Genomic DNA, 26307 nt, shown 5'->3' with positions numbered 1-26307 from the left:
CCGCGGTTTACCTCCCGCGCCGGGGCCGCCGAATGTTCTTGTGTTTCTTTTTCTCGCTCAGTGGGGGGCCTGAATATGACTGATTTTGTCGAAATGCCGTTGTTGCCGGAATCGGACCGCAAATACGGCGGCCGCTACGACTATGGCGTTGCGGCCACCGTGAAGCGTATGTTCGAAACCGCGGCTGATTCCATTGAGCAAAAGTCCGGCTCGCGTTCCGCCTATGTGCAGCAGGCAAAGGAAGACTTCAAAGGACGTTTCTCGGACATTTTCCAGGAGAACGCCGATACTGCGGCCAACGACGCCAAGCGGCTCGCTGAAGCGCTCCGCCAAGTGGGCGAGTACGTCAGGAAAATGAGCGAGGCGGGACGGGAAGAGGACAACCGGCGACGGGAAAACAACGCGTGGGTCAGGGATTACCTAGACCGCAACGGGTGGGAAAAGTTCACCGACTGGATCACCGGGGTCAAGGAACGCACGAATATGGACCCGGTGCCGGGACCGAACTTCGAGCAGACAGCAACGGTCGCGCCACGCACCACTCCACAGCCGGGCAGCGGCGGAGGCTACGGCGGAGGAACGTCATCGGCGCGGCCGGCCAACCTGCGGCAGTTCGCGGCCGACTCCCGGGCTTTGGATGATGAGCTGGACGGGATGGTGGGGCGCCTGAGGAACCAGCTCACTGACTTCACGGACAATTGCTACTGGGGCACCATCGAAGCCGGCGGGGTGCTCATGGCCCTCAAGCAATACCGGGATGCCAATGAAGCCGACGCGGTATGGGCCACCACTCTCGCTGACGCATTCGCGGCAGCAGGAGGCGAAGGGAACGTCTCAACCCTGTCAGACGCGGCCCTGGCAGCTGCTTTAGCCGCCGCGGGTGTAGACGCTACGCGGGGCGCGCTGGTCATTGATCCGCCTACGGCTTATGGCGCGGTCCCGACCACCGGATACGCCGATGACCCGGTGAACACGGCCACGGGCAACTTCATTGAACCCGAAAGGGATCTGGGGTTTACCGGCGCTGCCTCGAACCTGGTGTTGTCGAGGATGTACAACTCCTTGGCGCCGCAGGAAGTTGTCGGGGCGTTTGGCCCGGGCTGGGCATCTGTCCTGGATCAGCATCTGGAGCTCTCGGATGACGGTTGTACCTGGACCATGGCCGACGGACGCGCAGTGGGCTTCCCCCGGGAAGGCGAGGGTTGGGCCCGTGGAATCGGGGAGAACTATTGGCTGACCCGCGAACCGGCCGCCGGGGCCATCTTCGCAGAGCTGTCCGCCGTCAGTGAGGGCAGCACGGATTTGCTGGTGGTCCGCGACAACCGGGGCTCCTGGTGGGCCTACACCCTGGCCGGGGTGTGGCTGGGTGCCGGGTCCGGGCCGGGCCGGACTGTGTCCGTGCACCGCGAGGTCCCGGCGGAAAACGGTGAGGCCGACGATGCCGGCCGCCCTGGCCTGGTGTCCCGGCTGTCGCATGTGCGCGGCCGGTTCCTGGACATCGATTACGTGAACGGTCTTGCCGCCGTGGTGAGGGCGTCGGACGGGCGCAGAGCCGAATACGGATACGACGACGCCGGCCGGCTCGTCAGCGTCACCACCGAAACCGGGACACGCACGTACCGGTGGAACGACGCCGGGCTGATTGACGCCGTGTACTCCGCGGCCGGAGTTCTAGAAGCCGAAAACACCTATGACGAGCAGGGCCGGGTGATCCTGCAGGTGACCCAGCACGGCCGCCGCACCCGCTTTGCGTACCTGCCCGGCCGGGTCACGGCGGTCTCGGACGAGGACGGCACCCGCTCCAACTCCTGGATCGCTGATACCAAGGGCCGCCTGGTCGGGGTCCTGGACTCGCACGACCACCGCCAGTCCATGGCCTATGATCGGCACGGAAACCTCGTCTCCTTCACCGAACGCGACGGCGCCGTCACCGTCCATGCCTATGACGAGCGGGGCCGCCGCATCCGCACCGTCACGCCCGAAGGCGCAGATCTGACCTATGGATGGGACGAGCAGGACCGCATCACCACCCTGGTCACGGAATCCGGGTCCGTTGTCACCTATGAGTACGCGGATGAGCTTTCCCGTGATCCCTCGGTGATCATGGATCCGCTGGGCGGGCGCACTGAACTGGAATGGCGGGACGGGCTTCTCACCCGCGTCACCGATCCGGCCGGCGTAAGCGTGGAGTTCGACTACGACCAATATGGTGACCTGGTTGCAACCCGAAACGCTGTCGGGGACACGGCAAGGATTCTCCGCGACGAGGCCGGCCGCCCCGCAGCCGGCATCACTCCATCCGGCGCGGAAACCCGCTTCACCTATAACGCTGCCGGGCTGTTGGCCCGGCGTGAGGACCCCGATGGCGCCGTTTGGTCCTTCGAATACGACGACGCCGGGCGGATCACCGCATCGGTTGCACCGGACGGCGGCCGGACCGCACTGGAATACGCTGCCAACGGCGAGCTGGTCCGCACCATCGACCCGCTGGGCCGGAGTATTGAGCGGGTCTTTGACGAACTCGGCAACGTCACCGCAGCGATCCTGCCCGACGGCGCCCGCTGGGGCTTCACCCACGACACCCTGTCTCGGCTGACCGGGATCACGGACCCGGCCGGGCACGACTGGATTCGTGAGTACGACAAGATCGGGAACCTCACCGCCGTCGTAGACCCGACCGGCGTGAGGTCGGAGGTCGCTACGGACCGCCGGGCCGGCACCGCCACCGTGGCAGATGCGTTCTCCTCCGCCACCTACACGTTCGATGAATACGGCCGGCCGGTCCGTTCCGAAACTGCGGACGGGTCCGCAGAGCTGACCACCTATGACGCAGCCGGGAACCCGGTGGAACTACTCGACGGCGACGGCGGCCTGACCCGCTTGGAACGCGATGTTGCCGGGAAGATCATCTCGGTGACCTCCCCGTCCGGTGCGGTGACCCGGTACGAATACGATGTCTGCGGACGTCCGTGGAAAACGGTTGATCCGCTGGGTGCGGTGACGGAACTGGTATATGACGCTGATCAGCGCGTGACCGCACGGATCCTTCCCACCGGGGAAACCGAAACCTTCGAATACGACGCTGCCGGGCGGCTCATCCTGCGGGTCACCGCCGGGAACGGCAACGCCAGGTACGGGTATGACAAGGTCGGCCGGCTGAGCTTCTCCCAGGACTCCTGGTACGGCACCCGCCGGTTCAAGTACAACGTGGCCGGGGAACTGACCGAGACCGTCAACGGCGTCGGTGGCCGGACCCGGTTCGAGTACGACGTCCGCGGCCGGCTTATCCGGATCACCGACCCGCTGGGCGGGGTTACGACCCGCACGTATACCGAGACGGATCAGGTGGATTCGGTCAGCGATCCGTTGGGCCGGGTCACTACGGCGACCTATGATCCGGCGGGGCGCCAGCTGTCCCAGACGGACCCGGACGGCAACACCACCACCTGGACCTATGACGCGGCCGGACGGGAGGAGAGCACCTCCCATAACGGAAAGCTGCTGGCCTCCGTGGACCGCGACGCTATGAACCGCCGCGTGGTCATTAGTGATCACACCGGTGTTGACGAGCTGACGGTCGAGCACGAACTCGGGTTCAACCGCCGGGGCCAGCTGACCTCCCGCATCCGCGGAGGCGAGGGCCTGTCATGGGAGTATGACGCGGACGGGAACCGTACGTCCTTCACTGACACCACCGGGACCACCACCACTTATAAACGGGACGCTGCCGGGCGGGTCAAGACCGTGCACAAGCCCCGCCTTGGAGAAGCGCAGTTCACGCATGACCCCTCAGGCCGCCTGACCGCTGTCACTGCCGGGGACCTGGCGCAGGAATGGGTATACCGGAACGGGTACCTGTCCGAGCACACCCGCACCAACGGAGCGGATTCTGACAGCGCTGCGGATATCACCCTGATCGGCCGGGATGAGGACGGCCGGATCACCGGCCTGACCCGGGCAGGCACGGTGAGCCGGTACGGCTACGACGGTGCCGGACAGCTGGTTGCCGCAGCCACCACGCCGATGCGGGAAACCGGCGCTGCAGCTAACGCCCGCGCGCAGGTCCCGGAATGGGAGTACGACGCCGGCGGACGCCTGGTCCGCGAACACACCCCGGCTGGACCCCGCAGCTATGCCTATGACGCGGCCGGGCAGCTGCTCTCGGTTGCGGATCCGGACGGCTCCCGGACGGAGTACGTCTACGACGGGTTGGGCCGCCGGTCGCGGCTGATCGGCGCGGACGGGTCCTGGACTGAATACGCCTGGGGCGAGACGGGGTATCTGCAGGGGGCTGTGGACCGCACCCCGGACGGGGCGGAAACGGCGCGGCATACGTTGTGGGTGGATGCTCTGGGTGAGCTGGCGTCCGTGGATGGCTGCCCGGTGTGGTGGGACAGTGCCAGCGCGGTGCCGACGCTGGCCGGTATCAGCGAGGAGCAGGTGTTGAACCTGCCCGGCGGTGTGACCGGGATCGGCGAGGCTTGGGTCGCGCCGGGGTGGCGTGCTGCCCGTCCTACGGATGAAACTGATCCGTGGGCGGTGCTGGGCGCTTCGGTCATCCCCGAACCGGGAACTATGTCCGGAGGCGCCATGCCCGGCATCGGGACAGCGCCCGGAATGGCCGGTGGATTGCCCGCTGGCATCGGTCTGACCGGCGACGGTGGCCTGGATATCGCGGGGCTGGAATGGCTAGGCGCCCGTGGCTACGACCCCGCTACGCGCGGCTTCCTGTCCACGGACCCGCTGGCCCCGGTCCTCGGCGCTGGCTGGGACGGGAACCCGTACTCCTACGCGGGCAACAACCCGTTGAACACTTCGGACCCGACGGGACTGAGTCCGTTGACGGATGAGGAGCTGAAGGCCTACGACGGTTCCAACCGGGGAGCGTTTACGGCAGTAGGTGACTGGATGAACGAGCACTCATATATCGTCGGCGGCGTGGCAGTAGCGGCCGGCTTGGCGCTGATGTTTGTACCCGGCGGCCAGGTTGCCGGTTTGGGATTGATGAGCTTTGGCGCCGACGTCGTCATCCAGAAGGCCACCACCGGCGAGGTCAATTGGGCGCAATCGGCTGCAGTGGGCGTGACTGGTGCTCTGGGCGGTGCAGGCATCGCGGCGTCACGTGCGGCTATGGCAACGTCGTCGTCGTTGTCGCGGCTTGGCGGCTACGCAGCGATCAACGCAGGAGTGAACGGAGCCGCAGGTGCTGTCGGCGGCGGGGCTATCTACACGGTCAAGAACGGAGGGGTTGACAGCTGGCGAGGGCTCGCCGGGGCCATGGTCGGGGGTGGAGTCAGCGGCGCCGTCGGAGGACTTGCCGGTCCTGCAGGCGGGACCCTCGCCAAAGCCGGAGGACACTCGGTGTATGCGCTAGCCAACGGCACTGCAAGTCGAACGTCACACACGCTGTGGCGAATGACAGCTCTCGGGAGCGGCGGCGGCGTAGCCGGTACATTGGCCGACAAGACCATCGCGGGGGACGAGATACGTGCGGGGGATCTCACCTGGGCGGCCATTACTGGCGGGGGGCTGACCTATCTCCCCGGCGGCCCTTCTCCCTCTAGTACGCTGTCCCAAGCGGCACGGACGAATACAAGTACGGTCGCCGGCCTTCTTGAAAACGGGGTTAATAAACAGGCTCTGCTGCGCTCCGGAGGCATAGGAGCAGGGACCCTGGCCGGGATTGAATCCGCGAAGTTCTTGATTACGGGTGAGTAGATATGAATACAAGACAAAGTCCGTCGCATCTTCGGAGCTTTGTGAAGCACGCAGGTATTCCGCTGGGAATTGCATTATTCTTCTCAGTCACCCTGTTTATTACTGTTTTTCTCAGTACTAACGGCACCTATGGGCCGGAGTCCATGGTTCTGATCTTCTCCGGTCTTCTCGGCGGTAGCCTGATAAGGGCGCTGGTTCGGGAGAACCTGGTAACGGTCATTTTATTCATTGTTGTCATAGCGGAATGCGCTGTTCTTGCCCAGTTGCTTCCCTCTCCATGGTCCGGGCTATGGGCGGTATTGATACCAGCCAATGCCATTGGTGTGATGGTGGGCAGCGTCATCAGACAAGGCATCCTGATCAGCAAGCCCACTCCGGCTGATGTCTGGCTGGTCAACGGCTCCGAGAACTCACGGACCGAGAGCGCGCGGGCCGACGGATTGAACGCGCTGGCGTCGTGGGACAGTGCAGGTACGGGTCGTTTCTATGTCCAGCGCAACGAGGCCCTTTTCGAGGCGGTTGGTAACGCTGCCACGGGGTTTATTGTGCACTGCACATCTAGTTTCCGGGATAACAGCCAGTGGAGGGTCCTGGGGGCGACGGCGGGGAAAGACGAGACTGAAATCAGGCTTCCTTCCGGTCCTGCCTATGCGCCAAGGAGGTTTGTTGTCGATTTAGAAACCGCCAGTACGGCATTGCGCGGCTTTTTTCATCATAGAGGCCCGGACCCAGGTCTGCCCTGGGTTTCCGGCACCGACGTGCTGGACTTTCGGTTCGGTTAGAGCTCCCGCTTGGGTCTGTGATGCATTGCCATTCAACTGATTAGACCTGTCATGCATGAAGGGATGCGACACTGGATCACTCGCGAGGTGAATTGATATCCCGCCAGGCAGAAGAAGAAATATGCTAGATCTTTCACCGAGGTCCCCGCAGCAATTGCGCAAAGATCGATGGATCTTTTGGGGGACGATGCTTGGATTGGCAGTGCTGGGTCTAGGGACGATTGGGCTGGTAAATATGAACAGGATTGATGAACAGCACAACTAAGCGATCCAAGGCCAGTCAGGAATCAGGGCTGGCTTACCTTGTACTGGGCAGCGCCATTCTCTGCGGCACCATCGCCATGGTGTTCCTTGGGCGGCAAGACGTCACCTGGCTCGCCCTGGTGGCCTTTGCGGCCGGGACAGTCCTGGGAGTCTGGCTGTTCCGCCTCGGAGCGCGCCATGCCTGGGTGACCCTGGTGTGCTTAATTGCGGCCCTGGTGGTGTGTGTCGCCCTGCTGGCCGAGGTGGAGGCATTCGGGCCGGCGGGCGTGGCGTGGATGGGTGCGCTTGTCGGCGGATCGAACATCGGCGTCGCCTGGCGGACTGCGGCGCAGCGCCGCAAGACGGCGCCCGTCAAGAAAGCGGTGTGGCAGGTCGACGGGCGTGGCTTCAGCACTGTTGCTGGAGGTGGTCGGGTGCTCCGAGTCAGGGATTGTGTGCCACCGCAGTAACGCTGCTGCCGATGAGCGCCCATGGGCGGTTCTGACGCGTCGAGGGCACCTGCCGGATGAGACGGTGGAGGTCCCCATGGGAAAGATCGTGGGCTACATGCCGTCGAGGCTGGTGAATGACTTCGACTCCGCGGCAGCAGCTTTGGGCGACTTCCTCAGGAACCGGGGGCTGCGAAGCTGGGGCCGGAATGGGTCACAGGTGCAGAAGCAGAAGCCACGCGCTTGTCCCTAACTAGAGGAATAGAGAATGACCAAAATGCACGGCCCGTCCCGGTGCCTGATCTTTGTTCACTACCAGACCTTGAAGGAAACCGCCTGGCTCCGAAACCTCGCGCCGTTCGCATGGCCGCGGATAATGCTCGTTGTCCTGGCCGTACTGGTGCTTCTGGTCAGTATCTCGATCGCTGTTGGTTGCCAGCGTTCTGGCGAAAAGCTCCAGAGGTGTTTGGCGAGGAACGGGGCTGAAACCTTAATGGACGTGGGATGATGACAGCTACTGATACTCAGCTTTTAGCTTTTGAGGCGCTGCCTACCGTCGATGAAACGCAGGGAGGGTCTGCCCATAGAGGCACCACGTGATGAGTGACGACACAAGTACTTCCCCGAAGTATACGGAGCGTGACATTGAGCTTGGCGGCCGAGCGAACAAAATCGCCAAGCTGCTGGGTATTTGGGTGTTGATCCTGTGCCTGGCCATCGCGGTTTTTGCGTTTATTGTTCTTCCCCTTGACACAAGACTTGCTTATAGCGGAAGGCTTGGTCGAAGCGGCCTTCCCATGCCCTTAGTAGTAGCAATAATGCCCTTGGCTGTTTTCTTTACGGTGCGGCCTCTGCTGAATCCCAAACCCGATATAGATTACATGGATAAGGGTGGGCGAATGATCATCTACTGCATCGGTGTACCCATGCTTCTCTTTTTCCTCTTCGGTCAATGCTTTCTTGTTCAGTCAATGCTTAATGATGCGGGAGCTTTTTCCGGTTAGTTTGAACGGGCGTTTCTTGGCAGACGATCGAGGTATAAATGATGCAGATGCCGGGCACCGATGGCTGGCATGAACGCTGGTGCTCCTTGGCGTGACAACAGCAGGAACCGTGAAACCGCTTGACCAGACGGAAGCGGATTATGCAGGCATGCGAATTTCCTGTCCCACCCCGCGCTCTTTGCCCAGGCGAAATCGTCACGTAACAGCGGAAGGACGGTTGGGTTTTTGGTTACAACGACAGTCAACGAGCATCGGTCGAGTGCACTGTGACTGGAGCGGACGGATCAGCCAGTGGTCGTGGTGCGGCTTCATGGTGGCAGGTGCGGACTCACCGTGGGGTGCATGAATTTCTAGGGATGATGCCGAGGTTGATCGTTCCGAGCAGTCGGCTGAGGTCCGTTTTGGCCTCATGGCCCCCCTATGGTCCTGCATGGGAGGGGCAGACCGGCCGGCAGCCGTAGCCCGGCGCGGGGATCGCGGCGCAGACGATCCCCGCGGAGTCATCGGCTCATGGGTGACGGCCCGCGCCGTACTGCATGCGGCCGTTTTCCAGTGAACCGGAAGAATTAATCGATTTTGACGAGGTGCTCGTCGAGGCCGTCATAATTGAACTTGGCGACGATCATGCTTGAATCGTTCGCATATTCCACCGGCATCTGCAGGATAGCCTCGCCGGTCACTGATGAGCCGGGCTCCGCAGGACCTGCCTCTGACTCGTCGGGTTTCAGCGTCGAAACGTCATTAAAGGTGGTGCCGTACCTATTTTCGGTGTCAAAGGCGTCATTCCAGTTCTCATTAACCACAGCGAAGCTTGTGCCACCCTCCGCCGGCTCGTCACCGTTGTATGTCCACGTCGCCGTGAGAATCACCCAGGTATTGCCCGGTTCCGGATCAACCTTGGAGATAATGCTGTCCTTGGCTGCCATCTCAGCATTGGCATCCAGATTGATGTCATCAATGGTGAGGGACCAGTCGCCGTCGACCATTTCCTCGCCGATGCTGTACGGGTTGGCGAGCGTCCCCTTTTCGTCCCCCTCTGGCCACTGCGCCTGCGGCGTGAACGTTTCCTCTGCTGTCGGGACAGCTTCAGCCTGCGGTTCAGTATTACCGCCGCAGCCCGAAACGATGAACACGGCGGCCATGGCCAATGCGATGCCTGATGAACTGCGGCCGAAATGAGTTTTGGGCATTAATTTCGTGGAGATCATGAATAGGACTGTATTCGATCCTTTGGAGTTACTTTAAAAGAGGATGTGCAGTCGCATTCCGGAATCGCTGCGGGGTTCATCGTCCCGGGGCAGCGGCAGCCCGGCCTCCCCGGGTGGCTACGCTCAACCCAACGGACACCGTGTCGCCGTCGTCTATCCGTTCCTTGAGGCGGACGTCCTTCCGCAGCGGCAATGCATACCCTCCGCTGCGGGGGAGAAGTGAAGTCTCCCAATCCGTGGATCCGATCCTGACACGGACGGGAACGGCGCCCCACCCGTAGCTGGCAGCGGCAGCCTGGATGCGCACGTAGTCAGCCGCGTCTTCGGACAGGCGCAGCCAATAGAACGGTGCCGGTCCGCGCCACTCGAACACCTCAGCACAAAAATTTGTGTCCACATCGTCGAAGGTAGTCCGAGAGGCACAGCCAACGGAATAGCCGGTGCCAAAGCCCGGCAACCTATAATTTCGGTATGCAAAATCCACGCCTCAAGGGCGCCCTCCAGAAGCAGTTGACTGCACCGCACCAGCAGGGAGTCCGGCTGTGAGCGGCGGGCTCGTTGCCCTGCTGGACGACGTCGCCGCCCTGGCCCGCATCGCCGCAGCCTCGGTTGACGACATCGCTGCCGGCGCCGCGAAAGCAGGAGCCAAGGCGGCCGGCGTCGTTATTGATGACGCCGCAGTGACCCCGCAGTACGTGTCCGGCGCCGATCCGTCCCGCGAACTGCCCATGATCAAAAAGATCTTCTGGGGATCGCTGCGGAACAAGCTGCTGATCATCCTGCCCGCACTGCTGCTCATCAGCGCCTTCATCCCCGGCGTGATCCCGTTCATCCTCATGCTGGGCGGCACCTACCTTTGCTACGAGGGTGCTGAAAAGGTGTGGCACAAGTTCTTCGGTCATCACGAGACCAAAGAGGCACCGGCGGTGGAGCGGGGACCCGACGCCGAGTCCAAGGTCGTCAAGGGCGCCATCACCACCGACTTCATCCTGTCCTGCGAGATCATGGTGATCTCCATGAACGAGGTAGCGGATGCCTCCATCTGGGTCCGGGCTGTGATCCTGGTGGTCGTGGCCATAGCGATCACGGTGCTCGTCTACGGGGCTGTTGGACTGATCGTCAAGATGGACGACATTGGCTTGCATCTGACCAAGAAGGACTCTGCAGGTTCCAAGCGGTTTGGCGGCCTGCTGGTGAAGGGAATGCCGGCCGTGCTGGCTGCCATCACCCTCATCGGCACGATCGCCATGCTCTGGGTCGGCGGACACATCATGCTGGTGGGGGTCTCCGATCTCGGCTGGCATGCCCCGTATGACCTCGTCCATGCCCTGGAGCATCCTTTCGCCGGTATTGCGGTGGTGGGCGGCTTCCTGGGCTGGCTCGTGAACACGCTGTGCTCGGCTGTGGTGGGACTGGCCTGGGGCCTGGTGGTCATGGCTGTCCTGGTGCCGCTGAAGAAGGTCCTGCCGTTCGGCAAGAAGAAGGCCGGGCACGAACCCGGTGACACCCGAGCGGCGATTGCCGGGCACCGGCCGAAGAAGCCGGACACCGACGCCGAATAAGCGCGGCTGGCCTCCAGCAAAGCAAAAGACCCCGTTTCCCTTGAGTTACAAGGGAAACGGGGTCTTTCTCATCTGGCGGTGACGGTGGGATTTGAACCCACGTTGGCTTTCACCAAACAACATTTCGAGTGTTGCACCTTCGGCCGCTCGGACACGTCACCATCGCGTCAACCTTACCGGGTGAAGGGCCGATGCCCCAAAACGGCCGGCCCCGCAGTCCTGAGCGGCTCATGAAACTAGAGGTCGACGACGTCATTCTTGCCGATGTTGGGGGTGTCTCCGGTGACGGCGCTCTTGGCGATCTTGAACATGGTGGCCACCCGCGGTTCGTCTGAAGCCCAGTACTCGGCGGTGTCGGTATCCACCTTGATCAGGGCAATCGAGGGATCTTCGCGGCCTTCGTCGAACCAGGCGGAAACCGAGGACTTCCACAGCTCTTCGATCTTGCCCTCATCCTTGGTGATGGTTGCCGTGCCGCTGATGGACAGGTATCCCTTGGAATCATGCACCGAGACGTTCACGTTCGGGTTGGCCCGGATCTCATCCGCCTTGGGCGAGGGGTCCTGGGTGAAGAACCAAAGGTTGCCGTCGGAATCCGTTTCCTGCAGCTGAAGCGGCCGGCTGACCAGCTTTCCGCTCAGGTCCTCCGTGGTCAGCTGTGCAATGTCGGCGTGCTCGAGAATCTTGACGACTGTAGCCAGTCCGTCCTGGTCTGAACTCATTACTGAACTCCTTGGGATATCGGATTCTGAGTTAGTAAGCCTACGTAGGAATCCCCCGGCTGTCAGCCTGATCGCCGAGAGCCGAAAAAGTCCGTGAGCAACCTGGCACACTCCGCCTCACGAACCTCCGGAAAGACCTCCACCCAATGGTTCAGCCGGCGTTCACGGAGGATGTCGAACACCGACCCCGCGGCCCCCGCCTTTTCATCCCAGGCGCCGAAGACCACCCTGGGGATCCGGGACAGGACAATCGCCCCGGCACACATGGCGCACGGCTCCAGCGTGACCACCAGCGTGCAGCCGTCCAGCCGCCATTCGCCAACAGCGGCAGCAGCCTCACGGATGGCCACCACCTCGGCGTGGGCGGTCGGATCACCCGTGGCCTCGCGTTCATTGCGGCCGGTGCCGATCACGGTTCCGTCCGGACCTACGACGACGGCGCCGATCGGCACGTCCTGCGTTGTCAGGGCGCCGCGGGCCTGGGTCAGGGCAAGATCCATCCAGGACTCGTGCTGTGCGGTGGGGGGCATCATGGTCCTATCTTCCCGCAGTTGCGGCAGTGCCCGGAAAGCGGACGGGATCCCCGCGCGGCAGGGGAGGGGCCGGCTGCGAGTGGTATTTTTGAAGCATGCGCGTACTTGTAGTGGATCACCCCCTAGTTGCCCACAAACTCACCGTTCTCCGCGACAAGGACACCCCTTCACCGGTGTTCCGCCAGCTCACGGAAGAACTCGTCACCCTCCTGGCCTACGAAGCCACCCGCAACGTCCGCGTTGAGCCCGTTGAGATCGAGACGCCGGTAACCTCCGCCGTCGGCACCGGTCTGGTCAAGCCGACCCCGCTGGTGGTGCCCATCCTGCGCGCCGGCCTGGGAATGCTGGAAGGCATGACCCGTCTGGTCCCCACAGCCGAAGTTGGTTTCCTGGGCATGGCCCGCAACGAGGAAACCCTCGAAGCGATCACGTACGCCGAGCGGCTCCCGGATGATCTCACCGGCCGTCAGGTCTTTGTCCTGGACCCCATGCTGGCCACCGGCGGAACCCTGCGCGAAGCCATCAAGTTCCTGTTCAAGCGCGGAGCAGCAGACATCACGTGCATCTGCCTGCTGGCCGCCCCGGAGGGCCTCGAGGTGCTGAAGTCCGAGCTGGCCGACGCCAACGTCACCATCGTGCTGGCCTCCATCGATGAGCGCCTGGATGAGAAGTCCTACATTGTGCCGGGCCTGGGTGACGCCGGAGACCGGTTGTACGGCGTCGTAGACTAACCCGCCGCTTCGTCAGGACCGCCTGCCCGGTCAAGAGAGCCGTCCATTATTTGGACACTTGCAGCATTACTTGACTCGCACCCGTTTATAAGATCACTTATGAACGGGTGCGTTTTTTTGCCTTGAGACGTCCCCCGGCGGCTCTGGAAGGCCTAAATATAGCCTCGGCGCAAAAACAGAACGCCCTGCACCTGATGGTGAAATTTAGTGAAGTAGCTCACATTTGGGCCCAAACGTTCCACATGGTGAGACAACTGCTGCATTGTTACTTGCGCAACAACCTTTGTTACATGCAATAATCCGTAATGTGAACATCCACACGGCAGCACCTGTCGCAGTCCTTCTCTCCGGCTCCGCCGTTGGGAAGACGTGCTGTTGTCGAATGCACGCCTGACTGACCCACCCCCATCTTTCAGGCACCACTCAGGCCCAATGACGGGCGAAACTGCGCCATCTCGACTTGGGCACACCCCCAGCATTCGAGCGTGATGACGGTAATTCACATTGAGGTTGCAACATGTCAGTAGCATCAGGGTACGTACACATCTCACTGCGCAATTCGCAGAACCGGGCCGCCGCAGTGCGGCAGGGTGCCATGGGGGAGTTCCCCCGTCAGTACGGGGCCCAGGGGTACGCGCCGCAGCAGTACGGTGCCCAGGGGTTCGGCAGGCCGGAGACCCGCCTGCAGTCCGTTCCTCCCACAAGTGAGGCTTCGCCCATGACGGCACCCACCGCAGTAGTCGCGCCCAACGGGATTCCGGGTCCCCAGCCGGTCAGCAATGACACCGTTGCCCGTGGATTCGTGATTTACGTCGGTCTGGACGAGAGCCAGGCGGCAGCCAACGGCACGTCGCTGACCAAGCTCGCCCAGGAAGTCCGCGCCTACATTCAGACGCTGTGCCCCGGTGCCCAGAGTCACGCTGCCGTTGCCTTGGCGCCGGCGGAAGCGGCCGGGTCCGATATCGACGTCGTCCGCCAGGCCCTGGGAGACCCCACGGTGCAGCGCCGCCCCCGCGCTGAAGCGGCCCAGCCGGTCCAGGCCCAGAGCGCACCCAGGCCTTCAGGGGTCCTGATTGACCTCTCCCGCCGGGAAGTGCACCTGGACGGCGACACGTTGAACCTCACCTTCAAGGAATTTGAGCTCCTCAACTACCTGGTGGAGAACGCCGCCCGCACCGTTGGCCGTGAAGAACTGCTGGCCGGGCTGTGGCGCAACGCCGAGGAAGTGCCCAATGAGCGGACCATCGACGTTCACATCCGCCGGCTCCGTTCCAAGCTGGGCCGGCTGGCCAACACGGTGCGGACGGTCCGGGGCCAGGGCTACCGCTTCTATGAGCACCCCGAGGTTGTTGTGTGGGCGGCGCCTGAATACAGCATCTGATGCCGGGGCGGTGCCGGGGCCGGAGATCGGATCCCGGCACCGCCGATAGACTGGGCCCATGAGCGGCCACCACCTGAAAAAGTTGATGCTCCTGCGGCACGCGAAGGCGGACTGGCCCCGGGATGTCTCCGACCACGAACGCCCCCTGTCCGGCAGGGGACACCGCGACGCCCCGCTGGCCGGTCGCTGGATGGTGGAACACAACTCCATCCCGGACTTCATCCTCTGCTCCTCCGCACTGCGGACCCGGCAGACCTGCACCTGGATCTGCGAGGAACTCGGCGACAAGGGGCCAACGCCCAAACTTGAGGACGGGCTCTACAGCGCCCCGGCCACCCAAATTCTGAGCATTATCAACAACGTGCCGGAGACCGTGACCAGCCTGCTGGTCATTTCGCATCTGCCCGGCGTGCAGGACCTGGCCATGCGGCTGGCTTCCGTCGATTCAGATGAAGACGCCGTCATGGAAATGGCCACGCGCTATCCCACGTCCGGCCTGACCGTGATGCAGACGGACAAGCCGTGGGCCGAACTCGACGGGCGCGACGCCCGGGTGACTGACTTTATTGTCCGCAGGGCCTAGCCTGACCTGCAAATCCCGGCACGGCGCCAAACGCAGCGGGGTGGCTGGTGACTGCGCTACAAGCCGTATTTCTCCAGCAGCCGCAGCCAAATTTCGCTGATTGTGGGGTAGGCGGGCACCGCGTGCCACAGCCGGTCCAGAGGCATTTCGCCGGTGACGGCAATGGTGGCTGCATGCAGGAGTTCGGATACGTCGGGGCCGGCGAAGGTCACACCGACCAGAACCCTGCGGTCTTCATCAACCACCATCTGGGCCCAGCCCCGGTAGCCGTCGCTGTGCAGCGCGGAACCCGCCACGGAAAGCTCCAGCGAGGTTTCCGTGGCATTGATGCCGTCAGCCCGCGCCTGTTCCAGGGTCCGGCCGACAGTGGCCACTTCCGGATCGGTGAAGACCACCTGGGGAACAGCAGCGCGGTCCGCGGTGGCTGCCGCCCGGCTCCAGGGCTCCGGTGCCCCGGAAGGCGGGAGTTCTCCGCGGGCCCGGGCAATGATGGCAGTCCCGGCGGCCCGCGCTTCATATTTTCCCTGGTGGGTCAGCAGCACTTTGCCCGCGGCATCACCGACCACGTACAACCAGTCGGTGCCGTGCACCAGCCCGGAGTCATCCGTTTCCGGCCTGTGCGCATCCGGCCGCAGCGCATCCAGTCCCAGTTCCTCGAGTCCCAGATTGGCCAGTGCCGGCGTCCGGCCGGTGGCCACGAGCAGCCGGTCTGCACTGAGCACCGAACCGTCGCCAAGCCCGAGTTCCACTCCGCCGTCTCCGGCCGGACGAACATATTCCGCCCCGGTATGGGTGCGCACGTCCACGCCGTCTTCCGCCAGTCCCGCCTTCACCAGCTCCCGTGCCGGTTCCGGATACTTCTCCAGTACGTCGTGCCGCGCCAGCAGAGTTACCTTCGAACCCAGCCGGGCCCACGCCTGGGCGAGCTCGGTGCCTGCCACGCCGCCGCCGAGAACGATCAGCCGCGGCGGGACCTCCTGCGCCGAGGTGGCCTCGCGGGTGCCCCAGTAGTCGACGTCTTCCAGGCCCTGGAGCGGCGGAGGCGCCGGCACGGACCCCGTGGCCAGCACCACCGCGCGGCGCGCAGAAATAGTGACGGAGCCGCCGTCGTCGTACTCCACGCGCACCTCCCGGGGACCCGTGAGCCGTCCACGTCCGCGCACCAGGCCGATTCCCGTGTCGCGGACCCAGTCCTCCTGCCCGGAATCATCCCAGTGTGAGGTGAAGCTGTCGCGGCGTTTAAGCACCGCCCGTGGATCGAGGGCGCCGGTCACCGCTTCGCGGGAACCGGCAACGGATTGTGCTGCGTGCAGTGCGGTGCCCGGACGAAGGAGGGCTTTGGAGGGCATGCAGGCCCAGTAGGAGCACTCGCCGCCAATGAGTGACGGCTCCACGAGGATGGCTTCCAGACCGCCCTGGACCACCCGCCCGGCTGCGTTCTCACCTACCGCGCCGCCGCCAAGGACGACGACGTCGGTCTCGAGCTGCTGCGGGTGCCGGGGTGCGGGGCTGTCTTCCTGATCAGTCATGCAAAGAGCTTGGCACGCGTCGTCGGCGGACGGAACCCCGGCATCGTTCCGCCCCTCGGCACGCGGACACCGTTGCTGCCTCCCTCATACCTAGGCTGGAAGAAAGGACAGCTGCGCACTGCGCAGAGACCGCCGTGATCCATGCCGCCGGACCGTTGGGCCGGGGCGCGTTGACGAGTTAGCAGGAGTGCCCATGACAACCGTACAGATTCCCGATTACACCACCGACGCGTTTTTCGGCCTGGAAGATAAATGGCTTGAGACTGCTCCCGGCGAGGTAACCCATTATCACGAGCTCGGCGAAGGGACCCCGATCCTGTTCCTGCACGGCTCCGGGACCGGAGTCACCGCAGCCGCCAACTGGTGGCTGAACCTGCCGGATATTTCCGAGCTGGGCCGCTGCATTGCCATCGACTCCATCGGCTACGGCCAGTCCATCGTCGCGCCCGGCACGGAATACGGCATCAGGGAATGGGTCCGCCACGCGGTGCGTGTGCTCGACGCGCTCGGCATCGAGAAAACCTGGATCGTGGGTAATTCCATCGGCGGCTGGGTTGCCATGCAGTTCGCCATCGATTTCCCGGAACGCCTGCTGGGCATTGTTTCCATGGGTACCGGCGGTGCCAAGAAGACCGCGGCACTCTCCGGCCACGCCAAGCCTGAGCTCTCCGAAGCGGGTATCCGCCGCACGCTGGAACAGTTTGTGGTCGACAAGTCACTGGTGACCGAGGAGCTGGTTTCCCTGCGGTACCAGGCCGCGCTCAATGACACCGCTTCGGACCGGCTGGTGGAAGTTGTCACGGCCCGCGACCGTGACCGGGATGCCCTTCCGCTGGACTTCGACGTGCTGGCCAAGCTCGACGTCCCCGTCCTGCTCATCCACGGGATGCAGGACGTGGTGATCCCGCCGTCGCGGACCTGGGAGCTGCTGAACGTGATCCCCACGGCGGACGCCCACATCTTCAGCCAGTGCGGCCACTGGTCCCAGGTGGAGCGCGCCGAAGAATTCAACACCGTGGTTAAGCAGTACCTCACGGCGCAGGGCATCGGCGCCAAGTAGGACGCGCCTTCAATCCGGTACGACGACGGCGGCCGGCTTCCCGGGGGAGGCAGGCCGCCGTCGTCGTACGGTCAGCGCAGGCAGGTCAGTGCAGCTCGGCCGGCTGCGGGTTGAAGGACATGGAGGCCAGAATTGCGTCCAGGGTGGCCGGACCGTCCTGGGTCAGGCAGGCGCCGGCAACGAAGCGGTCCGGGCGCAGGAACACCATGGGTGTGGGGCGGTCGTCGAACCATTTCTTCATCCGGCCGGTGGAATCACCCAGCACAAGCACGTCTTCACCCATGCTCTTTTCCGCCCATTCGCGTTGCGTTTCCGGCAGGATGCAGACGAGTTTGGCGCCGAGGGCGCGGAGCTTTTCCAGCGACGCGTCCGGCAGTACGTCCTTGGGGCTGTTGCCCCAGACGATCACGGACCACCAGTTGCCGACGGCGTCATCCAGCCGGACATCGCGGCCGTGCCGGAAGTTCACCCGCGGCTGGGGGAACTGCACGCCCACCGGAGAAACCCTGCTGTTGGCAGTGCGGACCGGGATCAGGTTCCCGGCGATCCGCGCTGCTGCCCGGCCTGCCGTCCTGGTTCCCGGGTCCGCCAGGACGCCCTGCGTGTAGCGCGGCATCGGCTTGAACTTCATGTCCGAAAAGTAGCTCTTCACTGACGGAAAGAGGTTCAGCACCGAAGAGGCGGCGTCCCGCCCTGCCGCCAGCAGAGGGTTGGTGATCTTGATGATGTTGCCGAAGGTCAGGGACAGATCGACCATGGCCTGGGCGTGCTCGCGGCGTTCCGAAGTGTAGGTGTCCAGCAGCGCGTCGCCGGCCTGTCCGGAGAGTACCGAGGCCAGCTTCCAGCCGAGGTTTGTGGCATCTCGCATGCCCGAGTTCCACCCCTGGCCCATCCACACCGGCATCAGGTGGGCTGCGTCGCCGGCCACCAGCTGGCGCCCCCGGCGGAAGGTGCCGGCCACCCGCCCGTGGTGGGTGAACACCCGGCGGCGGATGAAGGACAGCTGCGAGGGATCCGGGACATGGTCCTTCAGGAGTGCGTTGACGTAGTCCGGATCGGTGACCTGGTCCTCCGTCTCATGGTCATGGAGCATGAATTCCCAGCGGCGTACGGCATGCGGCAGGCCAATGGAGACATACGGGCGCTTTGGGTCGGCGCCGAGGAACACATTGGGCGTGCCCAGCGGGTCATTGTTGACGTCCACGACAAGCCACCGGGTGGCGGGGGACTTGCCGTCGAACGTGGTGCGCAGGCGCTTGCGGGTGGGGGATTTGCCGCCCTCGCAGCCCACCAGATACTGCGCCGTGAACAGGCGTTCCTGCACTGTGCCGTCAGGCCCGGACACCAGGGCTGTGGCGGTGACGCCGTCTGCGGTCTCCTCCACATCCTCGACGCGGTGGCCAAACAGGACCTGCACGTTGTCGAAACGGCTCAGGCCTTCAAACAGGACGCGGTCCACGGCGGGCTGGATAAACCCGTGCTTCCGGCCCCACCCGAACTCGTCCGTCTGCGGATTGTTGACCAGGATGACCTTCCCGGCCCCGTTGACCAGGCGCATGATGTGCTGCGGCGTGGTGTGCGGCAGGACGGAATCCACCAGGCCCACGGTCTGGATGGTGCGCAGCGATTCGTCATCCAGGCCAACCCCGCGGGGGAAATCGATGAGGGTGTCCATCGCTTCCAGCACCGTCACCCGCCGGCCGTACATGCCAAGGATGTTGGCCAGCATCAAGCCGGCCGGACCGGCTCCGACAATAAGGACTTCACTGTCCCGGGGTGCGGTGTCCTGCGGTTTGTTCACGGAAGGCCCTTTCAAAGCGTCAACAATGTGTAAATAATGTTCATCTAGATTCGTTATTTACACAGAACTAGACCCACATCACAGCATCCTGTGTGACGCAGGTCAATGTGGCGTTCTGAGGGGCGGAACGGTTTAGCGGAGAAGGGCAGCGATGCGGGAAGCAGCGGACTGCAGCAGGGCAACCGGGTTCCCTGCAGCGTCACTGCGTGCTGAAATAACATTCAGGCAGGCCGGAACTCCGGTGGCTGCGGCGTCGAGGGGTACTGCGAGCCCGTGCATATTCGGTTCCACTTCGCCGTAGGTGCTGGCGAAGCCCAGCTGCCGGACGCGGGTCACGGATTCTGCTTCATCCGCTGAGCCGGGTGCTGCGGCAAGCAGGGCGTGTCCGGCGGCACCGCGGGTCAGGGGGTGCGTGCTGCCTTCGGAGAAGGTCACATGGTAAGTGCCGTCCGCCGGTGAGATGACGGCGAGCGCAACGGCCTCCTGCCCCTGCCGGACAAGGAGAGACACCGTTGAACCCAGCTGGTCAGCCAGCCCGCGCAGCACCGGTCTCGCCGCTGCGGCGAGGGAGGAATGCGCAGCGGACGAGAGGGAAAGCAGCCCCGCCGCGCCGCGGTAGCGGCCGTCCCCGCCCCGGTGAATGAGGCGCGCGTCCTCCAAGGTGTTCAGGAGCCGGTAGGCCACGGTCCGGTGCACACCGGCATTCGCGGCGACATCCGCCACTGCCATGCCGTCCGGTGCCGCGGCAACGGCACGCAGCACCTCCAGGCCCCGGGCGAGGGTCTGGGACCCCGCGGTACGGGACGACTGGGCGGGCTGGGAATCTGCAGCGCGTGCTGCATCGGTCTGGTGTTGGGCCACGGTGACGATCTTTTCACAGGAACGCAGGAGGCAGGGTGCCGCGGAATGCGGAACCCTGCCTCGTGTGCTGCTGGTTACCTGGCGCCGGCAAGCTGGACGGCGACGTCCACGATCATGTCTTCCTGGCCGCCCACGTACCCGGCCTTGCCGATTTCCTCGAGGATCCGGTAGGCCGGAACGCCGTAGCGCTCGGCTGCCCGTTCAGCGTGGATCAGGAAGGAGGAATACACCCCGGCGTAACCCTGCATGATGGAGGCACGGTCCATGACCGGCATGCGTGTGATGAACGGCTTCACGATGTCCTCGGCGGCAGCCATCAGGGCCTGGGTGTCCACGCCCGTGGCGATGTCCAGGCGGTCGAACGCAGCTGCGAGGACCTCGGTGGGGGAGTTTCCCGCGCCGGCGCCCAGGGCAACCAGCGTGCCGTCAATCTGCTTGGCTCCGGCACGCACGGCAAACACCGAGTTTGCCACGCCGAAGCTCATGTTCTGGTGGCCGTGGAAACCCACCTGCGCGTCATCGCCCAGTTCGGATACCAGGGCTTCAACGCGGTCGGACACGTCTTCCAGGATCAGGGCGCCCGCGGAGTCCACCACATAGACGCACTGGCAGCCGGCGTCGGCCATGATCCGCGCCTGCTTCGCCAGGTTCTCCGGAGAGGTGCGGTGCGAGAGCATCAGGAAGCCCACGGTCTCCATGCCCAGCTTGCGGGCGTGCTGGAAGTGCTGGATCGAAATGTCCGCCTCGGTGCAGTGGGTGGCAATGCGCGCCACCGAGGCACCGGCGTCGTGCGCCTGGTTCAGGTCATGGATGGTGCCCAGCCCCGGCAGCATGAGGACGGCGATGCGGGCCCGCTTCGCTTCGTCCACTGCCGCTTTGATGAGGTCCAGTTCCGGGGTCAGGGAGAACCCGTAGTTAAAGGAGGAGCCGCCCAGTCCGTCACCGTGGGTGACTTCAATGACGTCAACGCGCGCGTCATCCAGGGCGCGGACCACGTCGCGGACGTGGCGTTCGGTGAACTTGTGGCTCATGGCATGGGAGCCGTCGCGCAGAGTGGTGTCGGTGAGACGGACGCTGAAGGGCGCAGTCGTGGTGCTCAAGGGATGCTCCTAGTTGCTCTGGGTGCCGGCGGCGGCCAGCTCGGCGGAACGCTCGTCCATGCGCTGTGCGAGCAGGTCGGCGGTACGGGTGGCGGCGGCGGTGATGATGTCCAGGTTGCCGGCGTATTCCGGCAGATAATCGGCGGCGCCGGCCACCTGGACCCAGATGCCTACGCGGCCGTTGCCGCCCCAGTCCTCGCGCGCGGCGTCGAACTGCGGGGCGACGCGGAGCTCATAGCCGGGGACGTAGTCGCGGATCTTGGCTGCCGCTTCCTCGATGGCAGCGCGGATGCGGTCCTGGGTTTCGCCGGGCTCGGCGGCTTCTGCCGGGATGGAGCAGTAAACGGTGTTGCGCATCATCATGGGCGGTTCCACCGGGTTGATGATGATGATGGCCTTGCCGCGCTTCGCGCCGCCCACTGCTTCCAGGGCCTTTGCCGTGGTTTCGGTGAACTCGTCCACGTTGGCGCGCGTGCCCGGGCCGGCGGACTTGGAGGCGATGGAGGCGACGATTTCCGCGTACTCCACCTCAACGATCGATGACACTGCAGCGACAATCGGCGTAGTGGCCTGGCCGGCGCAGGTGATCATGTTCACGTTCATGACGTCCGTGAGGGAATCCAGGTTCACCACGGGGGCCAGGTACGGGCCGACGGCGGCCGGGGTCAGGTCGATCGCGCGGATGCCGGCAGCCTCGTACTTCGGGGCGTTGGCTTCGTGGGCCTTGGCGGACGTGCACTCAAACACGAAGTCCGGCAGTTCGTCCTGGGCCAGGAGCCAGTCCACGCCCTCGGCGGAGGTGGTCAGGCCCAGGCGGGCGGCACGGGCCAGGCCGTCGGAGGCCGGATCCACGCCGATCATGTACTTCACCTCGACGTTCTTGCTGCGGCGCATGATTTTGAACATGAGGTCTGTGCCGATGTTGCCGGAGCCGACGATCGCGGCGGTTTTCTTGGGCGTTGGAGTCACGGGAGCTGTTCCTTTGCGGAAGGGGGGGCGGCTGCGGAAAGGTGCAGCGGGGCCGGCGCTGAAGGGCGCCGGCAGCCCTGAGGTCGATGAACGTTCTATAAATTGCTGATCTGAAGAGCGGCGATCTCTAAAGCGGAGTCAAACAAACCGGATGGTGAGGGACCCCAGATCCCCGAAATGAGCCGTCGCCGATTCGCCGGCAACAACGGGAAGAGCCTTGGTGAAGGAACCGGGCAGGACCAGCTGTCCGGCTTCCAGCGCCACGCCCTGCTCGCCCAGGACATTGGCCAGCCAGGCCAGGGGGGCCACCGGGTCGCCCATGACGGCGTCACCGGTTCCGGTTTCACGGATCTCGCCGTTGATGAGCAGCGAGCAGGTGACCGAGGTCAGGTCCTCGACGGAGACGGGCAGCGCCGTGGCGCCCACCGCAATGGCGCCGCAGGAGGCATTATCCGCCACCGTGTCCAGGAGCTTGATGTCCCAGTCGGCGATGCGGGAGTCGATGATCTCGATGGCCGGGTAGACGGCGCCGATAGCGGCGCGGGCCTGCTCCAGGGTGACGCCCGGACCCTGCAGGGTCTCTTTCAGCACAAACCCGAACTCGGGCTCCACCTTCGGCGAGATGAAAGCGTCGGCGGGCACGGCGTCGTCGTCGCGGTGCACCATGTCGGTGAAGAAATAGCCGAAGTCGGGTGAGTCCACGCCGAGCTGCCGCTGCATGGCCGGGGACGTTAGCCCCACCTTGCGGCCGGCGAGGACCCGGCCGCCGGCAAGGTGCCGCTCGAGCTGGCGGCTCTGGATCAGGTAGGCGTCATCGAGCGTCAGGTCCGGCACCCGGTTCCGCAAAGGAGCTACGGGAACCAGTGTCCGGGTGGCTTCGAAGAGCTCATCGGCCAGGCGGATCATCTGCTCGCTGCGCGTGGCGTCACCGGACTGGTTGGAGGTCCAGTCCGCTGCGCCGGCTTCTGCCGCCGCCGTCACGGGACCAGCACCGCCGTGGTGACACCAAAGCCGGCAATGTATTCCTTGATGGGCTTGTAGAACTCGTATGTCACTTCATATTCGCCGCAGGCCCGCAGTGCGGAGTAGGCGGCAACCCAGGTGCGCACCTCATGGGAGGAATGGCCGGCAACGGCGTCCATTTCCGCGGGGATGTAGGCGTCGAACCGGGACACGTCGCCGGACCGGCAAACGTCAAGGAAGGCACGGTCCCATTCCGGGTTGAGCTCCATGATGTCGGCCTCGCCGCGGGCAAAAGCCTTGGCGGTGTCGATGGTGCGCTGCTGGCGGGCTGCCCGCGCTTCGGCGGTGGGGCGGCGTCCGTCGGTGAGGAAGGCACGCTGCTCTTCGGTGGCCGTGGCGATCTGGGGAACGGGCGGGTCATGGGACAGTCCGCCGGAACCAATGAACAGGACTTTCTTGTCGGTGTTCTTGAAGTAGTTGCCCACCGCAGTGCCGAACTCGCGGATCCGGCTCATCTTGGAGAAGGGCGGGGCCACCGAGTTGATGAACACGGGAATGACCGGAACGCTGCTCAGGTCTCCGTAGATAATCTCCATCGGCTGGACGGCGCCGTGGTCAACTTCCATCTTCCGCGAAATTGCGGTCTCGATGTCCTGGTCGATGACGTACTGCGCCAGCTCATGGGCAATGTCAGTGGGGACGTTCAGGGGGCCGTCCCATGAATCGTAGTCGCCGGTGCCGTGGGCCTCGTAGCCGATGCAGAAAGGCGGCATCAGGTCGTAGAAAAAGCCGTTGTAGTGGTCCGGACCAAAGTTCACGATCAGGTCCGGCTTGAATTCGGCGGCGAACGCCCGCACCTGGTCGAAGGCAGCTTCAACGGCGGCCTTCACTTCGGCCGGCGGATCGGTGTGTTCGAGCAACGGGCTGTGTGACATGCACACGAGGGCCTGCTTCATGGCATTACTCCTTTGGATCGTCCTGCATTCATTGCACACCCGGCGGTGCGCGTCTTCCGCACGCTTGTTCCGTCCTGCGGTACGCGCCGGGCTTACTTGCCCAGGGACCGTTCCTTAAGCACGTAGGTGAACGTGGAGTGCACCAGGTCCTTGCCGTCTGCGTCACGAACCGTCACCTCTGCCACGGCCACGGATCCGCCGCCGCGCAGGATACGGGCGGTGGCGACAGCGGGCGAGGCTTTGGAGTTGGACATGAAGTTCAGGCTGGACTGCACGGCCAGGGGGAACTGGCCGGACCCGGCGTAGGCCTGCATGGCCAGGAACGTGCCGGTAATGTCCGCTGCGCCAAAGAGGGCGGCTGCGGAAAACATGCCGTTGGCCTGGGCCAGAGGTTCGGTCAGCGGCATGCTCATGCTGATCGAGTCGGCATCCACGGCGTGCGGCTGCAGGTCCAGCGTTGCGGCAATGTCATCGAAGCCGCGTCTGGCGGCGAACTTGTCCACGTAGGTCTTGAACTCTTCGAGGCTGGCGGGCAATGCCATGGGCGGTTCCTTTGAACGGTTTGCGGGTATCTGTTTCCACCCTAAAGACGGCGGCACCCGGCTTTTGAAGCCGGGTGCCGCCAGGCAGAACAGATGAAGGGGCAGGACTAGCTGACCGGCGTCAAACCGGCGTCGTCGCGGGCCGTCAGAGCGCGGGCAGACCTGCCCCGTGTCTCCTTGGAAAGGATCACCGAAGCCGCGCCCACCGCAATGAGGGCGATGAAGTACCAGGCAATGTTGTCGGTGCCGCGCCCGTTGTCCAGGTCAATCAGCCAGGTGGCCAGCAGCGGAGCCGTTCCGGCGCCAACGACCGAACCCAGCTGGAAGGTCAGGGAGACACCCGTGTAGCGGTCCTGGGTATCGAACTTCTCCGCCAGGAAGGCGCCGATGGGGCCGTACATGGAGGCCTGGATGATGGGGTTGCCCACCATGAACGCCAGGGCAATCAGCCAGAAGCTGCCCGAGTTGAACATGGCAAACATGGGAAAGACCAGCACAGCCGAGACTCCGGCACCGGCGAGCATGACCGGTCGGCGGCCGAGCTTGTCGGACAGCCAGGCGAAGAAGGGAATGGCGAAGATGTGCACGAAGGAGGAGGCGGTGAGCATCATGAGCGCGGTCTGCCGGTCCAGGGCGCCGGTGCCAACAACGTAGGGAACCATGAAGACGCCGAGCAGCGCCTGCATGAAGAGCGGGCCCGCGGCGGCGAGAATGCCGTACAGCGAGGACAACGGGTACTTCTTGAGGACCCGCACGATCGGCACGCCCGTGTGCACCGTCCCGGCCGCCCGTGCTTCCACGAAGTCAGGGGACTCGGTCACGCGGTAGCGCAGGTACAGGCCGATAACCACCAGTGCCGCGGAGAGCAGGAAGGGAATGCGCCAGCCCCAGTTGAGGAAGTCATCCTCGGGCAGGCCGGCGAAGAGACCCAGGATCAGCGTGGCGAGCACCGACCCGGTGGGCCCGCCGGTCACGGCGATGGAGGCGGCAAGGCCGCGGTTCTTTTCTTTCACGTGCTCGGCCGCCATCAGTGTGGCCCCGGCCCATTCGCCGCCGACGGCGAGTCCCTGCACTACGCGCAGGAGCACCAGCAGCAGCGGTGCGGCCACTCCGATGGCGGCGTAGGTGGGCATCAGTCCAATGGCAACGGAGACCAGGCCCATCATCATCAGGGTAATGAACAGCATGTTCTTCCGGCCGTACTTGTCACCGAAATGGCCGAAGAGCACGCCGCCGATGGGCCGCGAAATGTAGCCGGCCAGCAGGATGACGAAGGAGAGGATGGTGCCCAGCGTGGGATCCATCTCCGCGGAGAAGAACAGCTTGGGAAAGACCAGGCCCGCGGCGGCGGCATAGAGAAGGAAATCGTAGTATTCAACGGTCGATCCCAGGAAGCTGGAAACCAGTGCGCGGCGCGAGTCCTTCGCGGAGGTGCGCTGACCTGCTGCCCGCGGGGACGGAGGCAGGGATTCGGGTGTTGATGGCATGGGGGTCTCCCGGAAGAAATGTGCGGATGTCTTCTATGAGCCTGATGCGTGTGACGGCCATCACCCGAACCCTCGTGCCGCAGTGTGGAACATCCGGGTGTGGGATTTCTCTTGTTCGGGAGG

General features: G+C 64.2%; 22 protein-coding genes and 1 tRNA gene. 9 read left to right on the top strand and 14 right to left on the bottom strand.

The window, feature by feature from the left end; all coding sequences use genetic code 11:
* Window positions 1–75 precede the first annotated feature (75 nt).
* The 4 genes from QMA10_RS09495 to QMA10_RS09480 all read left to right on the top strand — a co-directional run bounded on the left by QMA10_RS09495 (window position 76) and on the right by QMA10_RS09480 (window position 8196).
* Window positions 76–5718, top strand: coding sequence for a DUF6531 domain-containing protein (locus tag QMA10_RS09495; RefSeq protein WP_290167803.1), 5643 nt, complete (start codon window positions 76–78; stop codon window positions 5716–5718).
* Between the two features lie 41 nt (window positions 5719–5759).
* The gene (locus QMA10_RS09490; protein WP_290167802.1) at window positions 5760–6500 is read left to right on the top strand and encodes a hypothetical protein; all 741 of its coding nucleotides are present in this window, start codon (window positions 5760–5762) and stop codon (window positions 6498–6500) included.
* A 248-nt stretch (window positions 6501–6748) separates the two neighbouring features.
* The gene (locus QMA10_RS09485) at window positions 6749–7213 is read left to right on the top strand and encodes a hypothetical protein (RefSeq protein WP_290167800.1); all 465 of its coding nucleotides are present in this window, start codon (window positions 6749–6751) and stop codon (window positions 7211–7213) included.
* A 578-nt stretch (window positions 7214–7791) separates the two neighbouring features.
* Entirely contained in the window at window positions 7792–8196 is a 405-nt protein-coding gene (locus tag QMA10_RS09480) for a hypothetical protein (RefSeq protein WP_290167799.1), read from the top strand.
* A gap of 566 nt (window positions 8197–8762) precedes the next feature.
* Here QMA10_RS09480 and QMA10_RS09475 read toward each other — a convergent pair.
* Both QMA10_RS09475 and QMA10_RS09470 read right to left on the bottom strand, forming a co-directional pair.
* Window positions 8763–9404, bottom strand: a complete 642-nt coding sequence (locus tag QMA10_RS09475) for a hypothetical protein (RefSeq protein WP_290167797.1) — start codon at window positions 9402–9404, stop codon at window positions 8763–8765.
* 76 nt (window positions 9405–9480) lie between these two features.
* Window positions 9481–9801, bottom strand: a complete 321-nt coding sequence (locus tag QMA10_RS09470; RefSeq protein ID WP_290167796.1) for a DUF1905 domain-containing protein — start codon at window positions 9799–9801, stop codon at window positions 9481–9483.
* Window positions 9802–9946: 145 nt separating this feature from the next.
* On the opposite strand from QMA10_RS09470, the gene QMA10_RS09465 reads away from it, so the two are divergent.
* The gene (locus QMA10_RS09465) at window positions 9947–10966 is read left to right on the top strand and encodes a DUF808 domain-containing protein (protein WP_290167795.1); all 1020 of its coding nucleotides are present in this window, start codon (window positions 9947–9949) and stop codon (window positions 10964–10966) included.
* 73 nt (window positions 10967–11039) lie between these two features.
* Here QMA10_RS09465 and QMA10_RS09460 read toward each other — a convergent pair.
* The 3 genes from QMA10_RS09460 to tadA all read right to left on the bottom strand — a co-directional run bounded on the left by QMA10_RS09460 (window position 11040) and on the right by tadA (window position 12218).
* Window positions 11040–11127: transfer RNA gene (locus QMA10_RS09460), tRNA-Ser, on the bottom strand.
* 75 nt (window positions 11128–11202) lie between these two features.
* Window positions 11203–11688, bottom strand: a complete 486-nt coding sequence (locus QMA10_RS09455) for a pyridoxamine 5'-phosphate oxidase family protein (protein ID WP_290167794.1) — start codon at window positions 11686–11688, stop codon at window positions 11203–11205.
* 62 nt (window positions 11689–11750) lie between these two features.
* On the bottom strand, window positions 11751–12218 hold the full coding sequence (gene tadA, locus QMA10_RS09450; protein WP_290167835.1) for a tRNA adenosine(34) deaminase TadA: 468 nt from the start codon (window positions 12216–12218) through the stop codon (window positions 11751–11753).
* A 98-nt stretch (window positions 12219–12316) separates the two neighbouring features.
* Between tadA and upp the strand changes: the two genes are divergently transcribed.
* The 3 genes from upp (at window position 12317) to QMA10_RS09435 (ending at window position 14916) form a co-directional block, all read left to right on the top strand.
* Window positions 12317–12952: a uracil phosphoribosyltransferase gene (upp, locus tag QMA10_RS09445; protein ID WP_290167792.1), complete on the top strand. Its 636-nt coding sequence runs from the start codon at window positions 12317–12319 to the stop codon at window positions 12950–12952.
* Between the two features lie 517 nt (window positions 12953–13469).
* Complete coding sequence (locus QMA10_RS09440) at window positions 13470–14333, top strand: winged helix-turn-helix domain-containing protein (protein ID WP_290167791.1); 864 nt, start codon at window positions 13470–13472, stop codon at window positions 14331–14333.
* Between the two features lie 58 nt (window positions 14334–14391).
* Window positions 14392–14916 (top strand): histidine phosphatase family protein, encoded by a 525-nt coding sequence (locus QMA10_RS09435; protein WP_290167790.1) that lies wholly within the window; start codon window positions 14392–14394, stop codon window positions 14914–14916.
* 56 nt (window positions 14917–14972) lie between these two features.
* Here QMA10_RS09435 and QMA10_RS09430 read toward each other — a convergent pair whose 3' ends face one another.
* Window positions 14973–16445 (bottom strand): NAD(P)/FAD-dependent oxidoreductase, encoded by a 1473-nt coding sequence (locus QMA10_RS09430; protein WP_290167788.1) that lies wholly within the window; start codon window positions 16443–16445, stop codon window positions 14973–14975.
* A 193-nt stretch (window positions 16446–16638) separates the two neighbouring features.
* On the opposite strand from QMA10_RS09430, the gene QMA10_RS09425 reads away from it, so the two are divergent.
* A complete protein-coding gene (locus QMA10_RS09425; RefSeq protein WP_290167787.1) occupies window positions 16639–17505 on the top strand; it encodes an alpha/beta fold hydrolase in 867 nt (288 codons plus the stop codon).
* A gap of 85 nt (window positions 17506–17590) precedes the next feature.
* Here QMA10_RS09425 and QMA10_RS09420 read toward each other — a convergent pair whose 3' ends face one another.
* From QMA10_RS09420 to QMA10_RS09385, 8 genes are all read right to left on the bottom strand, one after another.
* A complete protein-coding gene (locus tag QMA10_RS09420) occupies window positions 17591–19306 on the bottom strand; it encodes a bifunctional 3-(3-hydroxy-phenyl)propionate/3-hydroxycinnamic acid hydroxylase (protein ID WP_290167785.1) in 1716 nt (571 codons plus the stop codon).
* Between the two features lie 132 nt (window positions 19307–19438).
* Entirely contained in the window at window positions 19439–20167 is a 729-nt protein-coding gene (locus tag QMA10_RS09415) for a helix-turn-helix domain-containing protein (protein ID WP_290167783.1), read from the bottom strand.
* 74 nt (window positions 20168–20241) lie between these two features.
* Window positions 20242–21267, bottom strand: a complete 1026-nt coding sequence (dmpG, locus tag QMA10_RS09410; protein WP_290167780.1) for a 4-hydroxy-2-oxovalerate aldolase — start codon at window positions 21265–21267, stop codon at window positions 20242–20244.
* Between the two features lie 9 nt (window positions 21268–21276).
* Window positions 21277–22236 carry an acetaldehyde dehydrogenase (acetylating) gene (locus QMA10_RS09405; RefSeq protein ID WP_290167779.1) on the bottom strand — a complete coding sequence of 320 codons (960 nt, stop codon included), beginning with the start codon at window positions 22234–22236 and terminating at the stop codon, window positions 21277–21279.
* A gap of 138 nt (window positions 22237–22374) precedes the next feature.
* Window positions 22375–23217, bottom strand: a complete 843-nt coding sequence (locus QMA10_RS09400) for a fumarylacetoacetate hydrolase family protein (RefSeq protein WP_290167777.1) — start codon at window positions 23215–23217, stop codon at window positions 22375–22377.
* On the bottom strand, window positions 23214–24155 hold the full coding sequence (locus QMA10_RS09395; protein ID WP_290167775.1) for a 3-carboxyethylcatechol 2,3-dioxygenase: 942 nt from the start codon (window positions 24153–24155) through the stop codon (window positions 23214–23216). The genes QMA10_RS09400 and QMA10_RS09395 overlap by 4 nt, the downstream gene beginning before the upstream one ends.
* A gap of 92 nt (window positions 24156–24247) precedes the next feature.
* Window positions 24248–24697: a PaaI family thioesterase gene (locus QMA10_RS09390; RefSeq protein WP_290167774.1), complete on the bottom strand. Its 450-nt coding sequence runs from the start codon at window positions 24695–24697 to the stop codon at window positions 24248–24250.
* Window positions 24698–24804: 107 nt separating this feature from the next.
* Window positions 24805–26184, bottom strand: coding sequence for an MFS transporter (locus QMA10_RS09385; RefSeq protein ID WP_290167773.1), 1380 nt, complete (start codon window positions 26182–26184; stop codon window positions 24805–24807).
* Window positions 26185–26307: the final 123 nt, after the last annotated feature.

Source organism: Arthrobacter sp. APC 3897 (assembly GCF_030407495.1).
GTDB lineage: Bacteria > Actinomycetota > Actinomycetes > Actinomycetales > Micrococcaceae > Arthrobacter_B.
The sequence above is the reverse complement of the archived record's forward strand: the minus strand, read 5'-3'. Positions and strand labels throughout refer to the sequence as shown.